This window comes from Polaribacter ponticola, assembly GCF_026191475.2.
In the GTDB taxonomy this organism is placed as follows: domain Bacteria; phylum Bacteroidota; class Bacteroidia; order Flavobacteriales; family Flavobacteriaceae; genus Polaribacter; species Polaribacter ponticola.
On record NZ_JAOSLC020000002.1, the window covers coordinates 745,267 to 758,651 of the forward strand.

Below are 13,385 nucleotides of genomic sequence, written 5' to 3' on the forward strand. Positions count from 1 at the left end.
AAAATGAACATTCCAGCTGAATTAAAATACACTAAAGATCACGAGTGGATTAAAATTGAAGGCAATATTGCAACTGTAGGTATTACAGATTTTGCACAAGGTGAATTAGGAGATATCGTATATGTAGACGTAGATACGCTAGATGACACCGTAGAAGAAGGTGAAGTATTTGGATCTGTAGAAGCTGTAAAAACAGTTTCTGATTTATTTATGCCATTAACTGGAGAAGTAATAGAATTTAATGAAGAGTTAGAAGATGAGCCAGAGTTAGTAAATACAGATCCTTACGATAAAGGATGGATGATAAAAATAGAATTTTCTGATGATTCGGAACTAGAAAAATTATTAGATGCAGAAACGTATCAAAGTCTTATTAAAGGATAATATTTATATTTTTGCTATTGCTGTTACTTTAATTATTATTTGTTTAAGTTTAATAAAAATGCCTAAGACAAATATTAAAATAAGTAATATTGATAAATTATATCATAGTATTGCATATTTTACATTAACAATTTCTTGGTTACTTTCATTTTACAAAAAACCTAAAAAGAAATATATTATAGTAATTAGTTGCATAATTCTTGGCATAATAATTGAAGTTTTACAAAATACAATAACTATTTATAGAACTGGAGATTTGCTCGATGTTATAGCAAATTCTATTGGAGTTCTATTGGCTTTATTGATATTTAATATAATTTTTAAAAAAATTACATTAATTAACGTTTAGACTTGTATTTAAAACAATAATTTAATTAAATTAGCGAACTATTAAAAACTCTTTAGAATGGAAATTAAGAAAAATCCTAAATCAAATTTAGAAAATTTTAGTAAAATATTTATGCAAATTGGTCTAGTTTTAGCACTTTTTGTAACATACGCTGCCATAGAACAGAAAACATACGACAAAACTTATGGAGACTTAGGTACTGTTACTATGAATGCTGAAATGGAAGAAGAAACAATTATTACTGAAAGAGTTGAACCAGTTAAACCTAAAACTCCACCACCACCAACTCCAGAAAAAATAGAGATTGTTGAAGATGAAAAGGAAATTGAGGAAACAGTAATAGAATCTACTGAAACTGATGAAACTGAAGCTGTTGAAGTTGAAGAAATTGAAGAAGTTGAAGAGGTTGAAGAGGTTATTGAAGATGTAAGTTTCATGGTTATTGAAGACGTACCAGTTTTTCCTGGATGTAAAGGAAATAAAGCAGCTCTAAAAAATGTTTTAGTAAAATGGTACAAAAACATTTTAGCAGAAAATTTGATGCAGAATTGCCTAATGAATTAGGTTTATCATCTGGTAGGAAAAGAGTTTTTATTGGTTTTAAAATTGATAGAAATGGAAACGTAGTAAATATTCGTGCCAAAGCACCACACCCGAAAATTAAAAGTGAGGTTATTAGTGTAATGAAAAAATTACCTAAAATGACACCTGGGAGACAAAGAGGTAAAGCTGTAGGTGTAAAATATAATATTCCTTTTACTCTTATTGTTGAGTAAATAATATAAAGTAAAGATTTTTATAAAACGTCTAGAATTAATTTCTAGACGTTTTTTTTATTTACCTCTATCTTTTATAACTATTTCATTAAGAGATATTAGATATATTTAAAATGACAATTAGTTATCTATTTTACATTACAAACAATCTACACTTCATCTAATTAATAAATTAGTGAGTAAGCATAGAACAAAAAGAACGTTCTAAAGAATTAAATATATTATAATCGGATAATTGTCCAATTTGTAAATATAAAAGAAACAAAAAAACTCATTAGAATTAACTAATGAGTTTTATGTTTTGTAATTAATAAGTACTATTCGTTACTAATAGCTAACTTTGTAGCTGGTTTCCATACATTAACAGAAGCAATTACGTTATTATTATAATTAATTTCTTTTAATGATTCATCTGTCCATACAAACCATTTACCAACTTTTTTTCCATCAGAATAATAAGCTAACTGAGTTCTATTTCCAATTTTATCAAAACGAACCCATTCTCCAGTTAACTTTTTGTTTTTAAAGTATCCTTGAGTTTTTATTGATCCATCATTATAGTAGTAAGTTGCTTTAACCAAATCATTTTCAGCCTTAAAAGTAGGTTCATTATTTTGTGAAAATCCTATTGTAGCAATACTAAGCATACAAATTGTTAATATATTTTTCATTATTTTTCTTTTTTAAGGTTAACATTATTTTTACAAATATAATAAAAATTTACATTTAAAATACATTTACGTAACATTAAGTTAACATTGAAAATCTAAAAAAGGATCTTTTATAAAAAAAATTATATTTACTTATTAAAAACAATAAAAAAAATTATTATGGCAGTAATGAAAGTTATAGAAATATTAGCTAACTCAGAGAAAAGTTGGGAAGAAGCAACGAGAAAAGCAGTAAAACATGCATCTAAATCAGTTAAGAACATCAAATCTGTTTTTGTACAATCACAAAGTGCCGTAGTTAACAATAATGAAGTTACTGAGTTTAGAGTAAACTTAAAAATCACTTTTGAAGTAAACTAAAGTCATTTTATTTACTATTAATCATTCTAAAGATATATTTTTATATGAATTATTTACAAATCACGTTAATTTCAATTGTTTCTATTATACATATTTATATAGTTTATTTAGAAATGGTGCTATGGACTACAAAGAAAGGGATAAAAAGTTTTGGCTTAAAAAACAAAGAATTTGCTGAAGAAACAAAAGTTATGGCAGCTAATCAAGGACTTTATAATGGTTTTTTAGCAGCAGGTTTAATATGGTCTATAATAACCATAAAGATTGATGTTGCTATTTTCTTTTCTTGCTGTGTTTTTATAGCTGGAATTTATGGAGCATATTCAACAAAAAAATTAGAATTTTATACATCCAAACTATTCCAGCTTCATTAGCAATCATTTCATTATTATTCTAATTTATATATAAATCTACCTTATAATCCTTTATTTTTGTGATCTAATAAAAATATAAAATGGAAAAATACTTACAAACAGCACAAGATTTATTAATAAATTATGCTCCTAAAGTAGTAATGGCGTTAGCTATACTTCTTATTGGGTTATTTGTTATAAAAATTGTTATTAATTCGTCTACAAAAATTATGGCAAAAAGAGGTGTAGATATTACACTTCAAAAATTTTTAGCAAACTTAGGAGGTTGGGCTTTAAAAATATTATTAATTATAGCAGTAATATCTAAATTGGGAGTAGAAACTACTTCTTTCGCTGCAATTTTAGCTGCTGCAGGTTTAGCAGTAGGTTTAGCTTTACAAGGATCATTAGCCAATTTTGCTGGAGGAGTTTTAATTATGATATTTAAACCTTTCAAAATTGGAGACCTAGTGGAAGCTCAAGGTCAAATAGGCGTAGTTAAAGAAATCGAAATATTTACAACTAAACTTACCGGATTGTCAAACCGAGAAATTATAATTCCTAATGGTTCATTATCTAACGGAAATATAATTAATTATACCACAGAAGGAACTCGTAGAGTAGATTTAGTAATTGGAGTATCTTATGATGCAGATATTAAAAAAACAAAAGAAGTTTTAATGAATGTATTAACCTCTCACCCAAAAATATTAAAGACACCAACTCCTGGAGTTACAGTTTTAGAATTAGCAGATAGCTCTGTAAATTTTGCTGTTAGACCTTGGTGTGAAACTGCTAATTATTGGGATGTTTATTTTGATGTTACTGAAAATGCAAAACTTGCTCTTGATGAAGCGGGAATTGAAATTCCTTACCCACATAGAGTTAATATTAATAAATAGGCTTTTTCTTTTTTTGAGGAATAACAACAAAATCTTTTAAATAAAAAGGTTCAAAATAAGCGACATTTTCAATGTCGTTTTTTTTGTGCTTATTGTAAGATAATTTAGCCATTTCTTTTGCCGAAGGGAATTTATCATCTACATAAACTGCATTTTTATGAGTGATAATTTCTTTACACTTTTGAGCGCCATCACCAACAAAAAAGACTTTGTTAGCATCTAAATATTCTGAAAATGAGTTTTCATCAATAATTTCTGCTTTAATTTCACGTATATTTTCATGATTCTGATTAAATACAGCAGAATATACTTCCATTCTTCTTGCGTCTAACATAGGAACTATGTAACCTGAATTAAAAGAAATCGAATAAGATAAAGAAGTTAAAGTATCTATAGAAATCAAAGGCTTATCAAAAGCAAAACAAAGACCTTTTGCAGCAGAAACTCCAATTCTTAAACCTGTATAAGAACCTGGACCTTTACTTACAGCTACGGCATCTATATTGTTAGAAGATAAATTAGCTTCTTTTAAAACATCAACTATAAATGGATGTAAAACTTCTGCATGAGAATAATTTCCATTATTTAATTCTTTAATGGCTAAAATTTCTCCTTTGTTAGCAATACTAATAGAGCAATTTTTTGTGCTAGTTTCAATATTTAATATAATACTCAAATCTTAATATATTTTTTTACAAATATAGATTAAAAAGAAAACCTCACAGCAAAATTAATTGCAGTGAGGTAAAATATATATTTTTTAAAAAGATTATTCTAGAACTAAATCTCCAGCATAAAACTGTAAAACTTTTGTTTTAAAAACATAATCGTACTTAGAACGTATTAATGCTGCTTCTGCATTAACCAATCTCGTTCTTACTTGATCAAAATCAAATAAAGTCATTGCTCCATAATTGTAACGCTCTTGTGCATTTTTAAACGCTTCTTTTTGTGCTTCTAAAGATATTCTAGCGGCCTCAAAAGTTTTTAAAGCAGATTTTACATCAAGAAAAGACTGCTCAATAGTTTGCTTTAAACTTAATTTTTCGCTTTCTAATCTTGTTTCTGATATTTCTTTGTTTATTTTTGATCGAGTAACATTTGCATCCGTTTTAAAACCATTAAAAATAGGAACATTTACACTAAAACCTAAACCATAACCTAAATTACCATCTAATTGGTCAAAAAAGTTACCAGTAGAAACACCTTTTGGTTTTATTATGTAATTATAACTAGAATTCATAAATATAGAAGCAGATACAGATGGCAGATAAGCCGATTTAGCTATTTCAATACTTAAACCTGCATTTTCAATTGCCAACTTAGCTCTTTCAATTTCTGGCATTCTATCTACAGATTTTTCATAAACTGATGCTGAATTATTATACAATAAGTTAGCCGAAGGCGAACCAACATTAATAGAAGCTACATCAAAGCCATCTACAGAAACTTGTAAAAGTTGTGCTAGGTTTAATATTGCTAAGTCTAAAGAATTTTCCTGAGTTATTACAGATTGTAAGTTAGTTGCTGCAGTAGATTGTGTGTTTAATAAATCTCCTTTTGGTATTACACCAGAATTAAATCTACTTTCTGCAGCTTCAATTTGTTTCTTACTTATTTCATATTGAACTTTTGCTGCATTTAAACTCTCTTTAGCAAAAAGTATATTTAAATATCCATTAACTACAAATAAAGAAATATCATTTTCTATTTTCTTTAAATCAAGTAAACTAGACTCAACACCTAATTGTGCTTGTTTAAAAGTATTTGTATTTCTAAATCCATTAAAAAGAGAAATACCTCCACTTAAACCAACAGAACCACCAAACAGAGTTGTACTTGGAGATCTATTTTGGGTTACTTGATTAAAACTAGAACCTAATGATAAGCTACCACTTGTAGAACCATTAATTACTGGAAGAAAGTTACCTTTTGCTAATTTTATATCGTTTTTAGCAATTTCTAAACTAAGTCTATTCTGCTGAATAGAAATATTCTTTTTTAAAGCTTCATCTACACATTCTTTTAGTGTCCATTTTTGTTGTGAAAAAGTAGACATTGATGTAATAATGGCTACAAATAAGATAAGTTTGGTTTTCAAAATTTTAATTTTTATGATTTCTTATTATTAAATTTCAATTTGTATACCAAAAAACAAAAAAGCTCAACCTACTGATAACTAATTGTTTAAATTTTATTGTTTTTTAAAAAAACTAAAATCGAACATAATTATCCTAAAAATGAACACTTTTATCTTTCAATAGTGCTTATAAGACGAATAAAAGTAAAATATGTTACAGCATTTTACTCTTATTGAAATGTTAAATTTTAGCTCTCTTTTTATATCGGTAAATTGTGAAGAAAAGTATACCTACTAATAAGTAAGGAAAAACCATTAAATAGGTAATTCCATTATTAACACCTTCTGCCATAGATTCGTCTCCATTTTCTACAACAGCTTTACACATAGCACATTGAGAATAAGTAGATTTAATAGTAGAAATAAATATTAAAAAGAAAAGAAAAATTGTTTTTTTAAGCATAATAAGGAGATATCATTAAATAAACTATAACACCAGTAACAGCAACATACAACCATAATGGAAAAGTAATTTTAGCAATTTTTTTATGCTGAGGAAAGTTACCCAATTGAGCTCTCATATATGTAGTTAACACAAAAGGAATCACAATTACTGATAATACAATATGAGAAAATAAAATAAAATAATAAACATATTTAATAACTCCTTCGCCACCAAACTTAGTAGAATCTGAAGTCATATGATAACCTATATATAAAAGCAAAAATATTAAAGAACAACCAATAGCTATTGTATTAAGCTGTTGATGTAATTTTTTATTTCCTTTTTTTATTGCTAATACAGCAGCTATTAACAAAGCAGCCGTTAATCCATTAATAGAAGCATAAATAGGCGGTAAAAAAGTTAAAGGCTCAACATCAAAACCTAAACTTTTTAAATTAACACCAAATAAGGCAGCTACAGCTAGTGGTATTACTATAGATAATACAGTAATTATCTTTTTATATTTTCTTTCTTTTGCTAGATTACTCATTTAATAACAACTTAATATCTTCTTTTAATTCTTTTATTTGATCTGGAAATGATTGCTCTTGAATAGCTCTATAATACATAATTGGGTTACCAAATTCATCTTTTCTTGAACGAATAAAACCATCTTTATCAACCAAAGCAAACAGACCTGAATGCTCGAAACCTCCATGTTCTTCTTCTCCTTTACCTGCATAAAGTTTAAATCCTTTATTTGATAAAGCATAAACGATTTTCTCAGATTTACCAGTAAGTAAATGCCAATTTTTATGGGTTATACCATTACTTTTAGCATAATCTTTTAGAGTATCTGGAGTATCTATTTCTGGAGTAATTGATATAGAAGCAATTCCGAATTCTGGGTTACCAAAAAAAGAATCTTGAATAGTTAGCATTTTCTGGTTCATAATTGGGCAGATTGTAGGACATGTTGAAAAGAAAAATTCTACAACAAACACTTTTCCTTTATACGTATTGTTTGTAATAGTTTTACCCTCTTGATTGGTAAATTCAAAATCTGGTACTTTATTAAACTTTACCAAACCAGAATCTTCAAAATAACTAACAACTTTTGGTACTGTATAAATACCAAATAACAATATTATAAACGCTACACCTATGTAAGAATTCTTTTTACTCATAACCCAACTTCTTTTCTGTCTGCCTTATTCTTATTTCTATCTTTAAAAGCAGCATAATATTCGTAATAAAGAACTTTTACATCATCTTTAAGTTTTCCGTTTAATACGGAAACGGAATTCATATTATATCCATAAAGCATACCGTCTTTACTATCTGCATCTTTTATTCTACCTCTTAAATTTACTTTTTTATCGATTAAAAAGGCTTTTGAAGAAGAAAGATTAATTAGAGGTTCATTATAAGCAAAACTAGTATAAAAGCCCTCTATCTCTTCTTTAGAACTAGATAAAAAAACCCATTTTTGCATATCTGTAAAAGCTTCTATTTCTTTTTTTAATTTCTCTACGTTTACTTCTTCTCCTTTAGGGTAGACAGCTATAATTTGAAACTTTTTGTAATCTAAAAATTTCTTATATACTTTTTCATTTAAATTAAAAAGACCAGACTTGTTAGTATTTACATCATTTCCTAAAAAAACAACAATAGAAACATAGTTTTTTAATTGTACATTCTTAGTTGCATCAATTTCTGAAACATCAATTACACGCTCTGTTACTACAGGTAATTTTGTAAAATTGTTTTCACCTAAAGACAACATTAAAAAACATATTAAAGGGAAAATAAAAAGTAAAAAAAGTACAACTCTTTTTTTGTTAAAGATTTCATACACTAATAATTAATTTAAAATAGAACTCATTAGATATAAAAAAAGGTGGTTAAAACCACCTTTTTATTATTTGATTACCATTTTACTAGTGGCGCTAATGTTTCATATAAATAACCTCCCTCAATTAAAAGCAGCGTTACTAAATAACATATTAGAAAAACTGCTGTCCAAACTACGGAGCGTCTAAACCATTTTTTTCACCTTCCATGTGCATAAAAGCCCAAGTAATACCATAAGCTTTAGCCAAAGTTAAAATAATAAAAATCCAGTTTAGCGGACTTGTTCCTAAAATACTGGTAAGGTGTAACGAATTAGGTTTATAAATACCTAATATAACTTCTACAATAGTAATTGCAGATAGAATCCAAAATACGTTCCAAATTCTTTTTGTATGCGATTGTGCGTGTGCCATCTTTTGCTATAATTTTATATAATTAAACTAAGTAGAAAAAAGTAAATACAAATACCCAAACTAAATCTACAAAGTGCCAATATAATCCAACTTTTTCAACCATCTCATAATGCCCTCTTCTTTCATAAGTACCAAGAATAACATTAAAGAAAATAATAATATTAATAATAATTCCAGAAAGTACGTGAAAACCATGAAAACCAGTTATAAAGAAGAAAAAGTCTGCGAATATTGTGTTACCATATTCATTTGCTTTTAAATTTGCTCCTTCTATAACAAACTTACCATTTGCCAGTTCAGATGCTCCTTTTTCTCTAGACAAAATTATCTTCTGTTTAGTTTCAAGATTCATTTTTTCGCTTCTAATTTGAATAGCTGGATTTGCCTTATAAGATGCCATAATCTGAGCAACTGAATATTGAGGTACAGCTTCTCCGCTCTCAAACCATAAACCATTTTTTCTAGTACTCGTTTCTCTTTGATCCATTCGATCTCCAACAACAAAATCTGAAAGTGCAATTTGATGTCCATCTTTTACAAACTGTAAAACTTTACCATCTGTAGTTTTTACTGCTCCATAAGATCCTTTAATAAATGTATTCCATTCCCAAGCTTGAGAACCAACAAAAATTAAACCTCCAATAATTGTAGCAAACATATACCAAGCTACTTTATTCTTTTTCATTTGATGACCAGCATCTACAGCTAATACCATAGTAACAGACGATGCAATTAAGACAAATGTCATAAAGGCAACGTATATCATTGGGTAATTTCCATGTACAAAAGGGATGTGAGTAAAAACCTCATCGGCAATTGGCCATGAATCTATAAATTTAAAACGTGTTAAACCGTAAGCTGCTAAAAAACCCGAAAAGGTTAATGCATCAGAAACGATAAAAAACCACATCATCATTTTACCATAACTTGCTCCAAATGGTTTGTTTCCACCACCACTCCAAGTATCCTTACTGTCAGAAGGTATAGCAATATTTGCTTCCATAAATATTCTCTGTTAATTATTTCTTAATTAGTTTGCCAAAAATAACTATTTTTCATCACCTAATAAAATAGAAAAAGAAAAATAGATAAATCCATAATATATCTACAAAGTGCCAGAAGATTGCACCTAGTTCAAAACCAAGCATATCATCCGATTTGTATTTGTATTTAAAATGATTATAAATTACAACCAAAAGTACTAAAACACCTACAAATAAGTGTATAACGTGCATAAACGTAATACCAATTATAAAAGAAGTAGATACAGTACTCTCTGGACCTGTAAAAAATAACCCTACACTTTTAAGTTGATTAAAGCCAACATACTGCTGCCAAATAAAACCAATACCTAAAATTAATGTTACAACTATCAATATTAAGGAAAGTTGTCTTTTATTTTGTTTTAAAAGTTTTTGAGATAAAAACAATGTAATACTACTTGCAACAATTAAAAACGTACTTATATAAAATGCTTGGGGTAAATCAAAAGAAACCCAATCATCTCGTTTCATACTTATTACGTATGCACTTGTTAACCCTGCAAAAAACATCACCATACTAATCATTGAAATCCACAACATTGGTTTTGCCGATTTCTTTTTAGCTACAGTATACTCTTGCTTTAAAGCTTGTTCTTCTATCATTTTTAATGTAAAAATTTATCAACTACGTAAACTATTTGTATTACAGTAATATATAAAACACTAGACAACATTAATTTTCTAGCGTCTGTATTTTCTTCAGATTTATATAAAATTATTGCATAATAAAGCATAACCACACCTAATAAAGCAACTATTATTGCAGTAATTGGATAAATGTAAAAATCTCCAGATACTTTTAATACCGGCGCAATAGATACCAAAATCATTATTATAGTGTAAAAAATTATCTGTTTTACTGCTCCTTTATTTTTAGTATTCATTGGCAGCATATTAAATCCTGCTTTCTTATATTCTTCAAATTGCAACCAACCAATTGCCCAGAAGTGTGGAAACTGCCAGAAAAATTGTATCATAAACAAAAAACCTGCTTCTACTCCAAACTCATTTGTAGCGGCAACCCAACCTAGCATAAAAGGAATTGCTCCTGGAATTGCACCCACAAAAACAGCTAAAGGTGTAACCGATTTTAAAGGTGTATATGCACAAGTGTACAAGAAAATAGAAATTGCTCCAAATAATGCAGTTTTAGGATTAATACTATACAAAATAGACAAACCCAAAACGGTAAACAGTACAGCAATAAACATTGCTACATTTACAGACATTCTTTTGGTTGGTAAAGGCCTATTTTTAGTCCGCAACATAATTGCATCTGTATCTTTTTCTATGATTTGATTAAAAGCATTGGAAGCTCCAACCATAAAAAAACCACCTAAAGCTAATAATAAAAGTGTAGTAAAGTTAATAATATCTACAGCTAATAAATATCCAGCAACTGAAGAAAAAACGACACTTAAAGACAGGCCAACTTTAGTAAGCTGTTTTAAGTCTGATATTAGTGTATTCATTGTTGTTTTAGTCTCAGAAATTTCTATTGAATTCATATAGCCACAAATCAAGTGCAAAGATATTTTATAAATATCAATTTACCATAGAATTTATAAGGTTTTGTTACTTAAATATATAAAAAAAACCACTCAATAAATTGAGTGGGAAAATTGCTATGAAAAAGAAAAAGTGTGGCTTAATAAAAAACCACACGCAAATATATAAATTTATTTAACATCTAACCTAAAAATAGATGCAAATTTTTACGATTTTTATAATTAAACACATATTAAAGTAGTAACCACTATTAATAACTTTAAAAAGTGATGTTTTTATTTAGTTTTTAATATTATTCATCAATCTTAAACGATTCTAAATCAATAGAAATAGGTAATAGCGTACCTTGTTTTTTATTATAAATATAGATTGAATCGAAAAAAATATTTTTCTGCAAATTATTATTTTTATTTAGAAATAGTGAATCACTTTTAAAGTAATAACTCCCTTTTTGGGTACATACGCTTTTTCCTAAAATTGTTTTACTTTCATAAGTCATATCGTCAAATAAAATAATTTTGTAAGAACTTAATTTACTTTCTTTTACTGATTTAAAAGATTTCACGACACTTTTATGAAAATAAGTGTTAGGATAATTTGTTGAAAGAAAAACTAAACTAAAAAAAACAAACATAATATACCTGGAACAAAATCAAAAAATTCTTTTTTAAGTGAAATTTTATACAAATTATAAAAAGTAATAATTAAAAAGATAATTGCAAATAAGATTGAAAAAACAAGAAATAAGAACGTGTTTAAAACACCGTAACAAAAGTCATCGAAATGATACACGTTATAAAGTGCTAAAATTGCTAAAACTACTAATGATATATATCTCTTTTTAAATTTCATTCGATACCCTTTTCAGCTCTTTTATTTTTATATAATTCTGCAATAGTTAAATTACCAATATCACTACTCAATCTTGTAAATGTATCATCCGCCTTTACAAAACCAGTTTGTAATACTTTAAAATAAACACCACACATAGTTGTATTCCAAAATTGCTTTACAATTCGCATATTATCGAAACGTATCCCTAATTTATAACAAGGCTCTCTATGTTGCGTTACTTCTAAAATAGCATTACCTACTTTAAAAGTGTCTCCAATATGAATTTTGGTCTCATCTAAATCATCTATCGTTAAATTTTCACCAAACATTCCTAAACTCCATTCTAAATTTGGATATTTAGACTTCCAATAATTATAATGCTTTAAAGAATACCCATATATTGCTTGGTTTATTCCTCCGTGATTTTCTCTATCACAAATTACATCACTCTTTACATTTTCCTCATCTAAAAAAAGGTTTGCTAGTTGGAAATTTATAAATACCAGTTTTTATGGTTTTATTAGCCCAAATAATTTCTCTTTTCTCTCCAATATTGGTTGATACAATTTTCATTGACCTACTTTTTAGAAAATTTTGAAAGCGCATTTTTAGTAAATTCAGACAAAACCAGCTCTCCAGAAATTGCAGCTCTATCTGTTAACAAAACATCCCAATCTGATGTACCATCCCATAAAACTCTTTTCATCTCAGATAAAGCTTCTGGATTGTAAGACGCTAATTTAAATGTAAAAATCTCTAACTCTTCGTCTAATTCTTTGTTGGTTTCTAATACTTTAGCAAACAAACCTTTTTCTTTTGCCCAATAAGCATTTTTCCAATTGGTCGCATCTAAAGTTAACTCAGACAATGCTGCTAAACCTATTTTACGTTTTACTGCGGGTTCAATTACAAAAGGGCCAATGCCAATAGTAAATTCTGATAATTTTATAGATGCATTTTCAGTAGCTAAAACATAATCGCAAGCAGCCGCTAAACCTACTCCTCCTCCTACAGTTTTTCCTTGAACTCTACCAACAATTAATTTCCCACAAGTTCTCATCGCATTTATAACATTTGCAAAACCAGAGAAAAATTGCTTACCGCTTTCTAAATTAGAAATTGATACCAATTCATCAAAAGAAGCACCAGCACAAAAAGCTCTTTCTCCTTCAGACTTAAGAATAATAACAGAAACTGCATCATTTTTTGCAACTTCGTTCAACTCCTTAGTTAGTCGTTCTAGTAAAACACTAGGAAAAGAATTACTTGCCGGATGACCAAATTCTATTGTTGCAATATTATTTTGAATATTGGTAAACAAACTTCCGTTTTGTCTTGTAGTTGTCATTATAATTATAGTTTTATCAAAAATAGGTTTTTATTGATAAAAAATCGATTTAAAAATAAAGAAG

The 13,385-nt window shown here is 27.9% G+C and carries 18 protein-coding genes and 2 pseudogenes; 6 read left to right on the top strand and 14 right to left on the bottom strand.

The genetic code is table 11. The features are described 5' to 3' along the window. Nucleotides 1–3 precede the first annotated feature (3 nt). The 3 genes and pseudogenes from gcvH (at nucleotide 4) to N5A56_RS03865 (ending at nucleotide 1,509) form a co-directional block, all read left to right on the top strand. Entirely contained in the window at nucleotides 4–384 is a 381-nt protein-coding gene (gcvH, locus tag N5A56_RS03855) for a glycine cleavage system protein GcvH (RefSeq protein WP_265726301.1), read from the top strand. Beyond that, entirely contained in the window at nucleotides 350–733 is a 384-nt protein-coding gene (locus N5A56_RS03860; RefSeq protein WP_265726300.1) for a VanZ family protein, read from the top strand. Before gcvH ends, N5A56_RS03860 begins: the two co-directional genes overlap by 35 nt. Nucleotides 734–790: 57 nt before the next feature. After that, nucleotides 791–1,509, top strand: a pseudogene (locus N5A56_RS03865) (energy transducer TonB). A gap of 317 nt (nucleotides 1,510–1,826) precedes the next feature. On the opposite strand, the gene N5A56_RS03870 reads toward N5A56_RS03865, so the two are convergent. Beyond that, the gene (locus tag N5A56_RS03870; protein ID WP_265726299.1) at nucleotides 1,827–2,180 is read right to left on the bottom strand and encodes a toxin-antitoxin system YwqK family antitoxin; all 354 of its coding nucleotides are present in this window, start codon (nucleotides 2,178–2,180) and stop codon (nucleotides 1,827–1,829) included. 159 nt (nucleotides 2,181–2,339) lie between these two features. On the opposite strand from N5A56_RS03870, the gene N5A56_RS03875 reads away from it, so the two are divergent. The 3 genes from N5A56_RS03875 (at nucleotide 2,340) to N5A56_RS03885 (ending at nucleotide 3,795) form a co-directional block, all read left to right on the top strand. Continuing rightward, the gene (locus tag N5A56_RS03875) at nucleotides 2,340–2,540 is read left to right on the top strand and encodes a dodecin family protein (protein WP_265726298.1); all 201 of its coding nucleotides are present in this window, start codon (nucleotides 2,340–2,342) and stop codon (nucleotides 2,538–2,540) included. A gap of 44 nt (nucleotides 2,541–2,584) precedes the next feature. Continuing rightward, nucleotides 2,585–2,914 (top strand): DUF1304 domain-containing protein, encoded by a 330-nt coding sequence (locus N5A56_RS03880; RefSeq protein ID WP_337994745.1) that lies wholly within the window; start codon nucleotides 2,585–2,587, stop codon nucleotides 2,912–2,914. An 80-nt stretch (nucleotides 2,915–2,994) separates the two neighbouring features. Further along, on the top strand, nucleotides 2,995–3,795 hold the full coding sequence (locus tag N5A56_RS03885; protein ID WP_265726296.1) for a mechanosensitive ion channel family protein: 801 nt from the start codon (nucleotides 2,995–2,997) through the stop codon (nucleotides 3,793–3,795). Here the strand turns inward: N5A56_RS03885 and tsaB are convergent. The 13 genes and pseudogenes from tsaB to N5A56_RS03950 form a co-directional block, all read right to left on the bottom strand. After that, on the bottom strand, nucleotides 3,785–4,471 hold the full coding sequence (gene tsaB / locus N5A56_RS03890; RefSeq protein ID WP_265726295.1) for a tRNA (adenosine(37)-N6)-threonylcarbamoyltransferase complex dimerization subunit type 1 TsaB: 687 nt from the start codon (nucleotides 4,469–4,471) through the stop codon (nucleotides 3,785–3,787). The genes N5A56_RS03885 and tsaB overlap by 11 nt on opposite strands. A gap of 93 nt (nucleotides 4,472–4,564) precedes the next feature. Beyond that, nucleotides 4,565–5,896: a TolC family protein gene (locus N5A56_RS03895; protein ID WP_265726294.1), complete on the bottom strand. Its 1,332-nt coding sequence runs from the start codon at nucleotides 5,894–5,896 to the stop codon at nucleotides 4,565–4,567. Between the two features lie 220 nt (nucleotides 5,897–6,116). After that, nucleotides 6,117–6,338 carry a hypothetical protein gene (locus N5A56_RS03900; protein WP_265726293.1) on the bottom strand — a complete coding sequence of 74 codons (222 nt, stop codon included), beginning with the start codon at nucleotides 6,336–6,338 and terminating at the stop codon, nucleotides 6,117–6,119. Next, a complete protein-coding gene (locus N5A56_RS03905) occupies nucleotides 6,331–6,870 on the bottom strand; it encodes a DUF420 domain-containing protein (RefSeq protein ID WP_265726292.1) in 540 nt (179 codons plus the stop codon). Before N5A56_RS03905 ends, N5A56_RS03900 begins: the two co-directional genes overlap by 8 nt. After that, nucleotides 6,863–7,507 carry an SCO family protein gene (locus tag N5A56_RS03910; RefSeq protein ID WP_265726291.1) on the bottom strand — a complete coding sequence of 215 codons (645 nt, stop codon included), beginning with the start codon at nucleotides 7,505–7,507 and terminating at the stop codon, nucleotides 6,863–6,865. The genes N5A56_RS03905 and N5A56_RS03910 overlap by 8 nt, the downstream gene beginning before the upstream one ends. Beyond that, on the bottom strand, nucleotides 7,504–8,106 hold the full coding sequence (locus N5A56_RS03915; RefSeq protein WP_265726290.1) for a hypothetical protein: 603 nt from the start codon (nucleotides 8,104–8,106) through the stop codon (nucleotides 7,504–7,506). Before N5A56_RS03915 ends, N5A56_RS03910 begins: the two co-directional genes overlap by 4 nt. 143 nt (nucleotides 8,107–8,249) lie before the next feature. Then, nucleotides 8,250–8,587, bottom strand: a pseudogene (locus N5A56_RS03920) (cytochrome C oxidase subunit IV family protein). Nucleotides 8,588–8,609: 22 nt separating this feature from the next. Continuing rightward, nucleotides 8,610–9,590 (bottom strand): cytochrome c oxidase subunit 3, encoded by a 981-nt coding sequence (locus N5A56_RS03925; RefSeq protein ID WP_265726289.1) that lies wholly within the window; start codon nucleotides 9,588–9,590, stop codon nucleotides 8,610–8,612. Between the two features lie 55 nt (nucleotides 9,591–9,645). Further along, nucleotides 9,646–10,233, bottom strand: coding sequence for a cytochrome c oxidase subunit 3 (locus tag N5A56_RS03930; RefSeq protein ID WP_265726288.1), 588 nt, complete (start codon nucleotides 10,231–10,233; stop codon nucleotides 9,646–9,648). 2 nt (nucleotides 10,234–10,235) lie between these two features. Further along, a complete protein-coding gene (gene cyoE / locus N5A56_RS03935; protein WP_265726287.1) occupies nucleotides 10,236–11,138 on the bottom strand; it encodes a heme o synthase in 903 nt (300 codons plus the stop codon). A 293-nt stretch (nucleotides 11,139–11,431) separates the two neighbouring features. After that, nucleotides 11,432–11,704, bottom strand: a complete 273-nt coding sequence (locus N5A56_RS03940) for a hypothetical protein (protein ID WP_274270193.1) — start codon at nucleotides 11,702–11,704, stop codon at nucleotides 11,432–11,434. Between the two features lie 283 nt (nucleotides 11,705–11,987). After that, nucleotides 11,988–12,479: an MOSC domain-containing protein gene (locus N5A56_RS03945; protein ID WP_337994763.1), complete on the bottom strand. Its 492-nt coding sequence runs from the start codon at nucleotides 12,477–12,479 to the stop codon at nucleotides 11,988–11,990. Between the two features lie 71 nt (nucleotides 12,480–12,550). Then, nucleotides 12,551–13,321: an enoyl-CoA hydratase/isomerase family protein gene (locus N5A56_RS03950; RefSeq protein ID WP_265726285.1), complete on the bottom strand. Its 771-nt coding sequence runs from the start codon at nucleotides 13,319–13,321 to the stop codon at nucleotides 12,551–12,553. Between the last annotated feature and the right edge of the window lie 64 nt (nucleotides 13,322–13,385).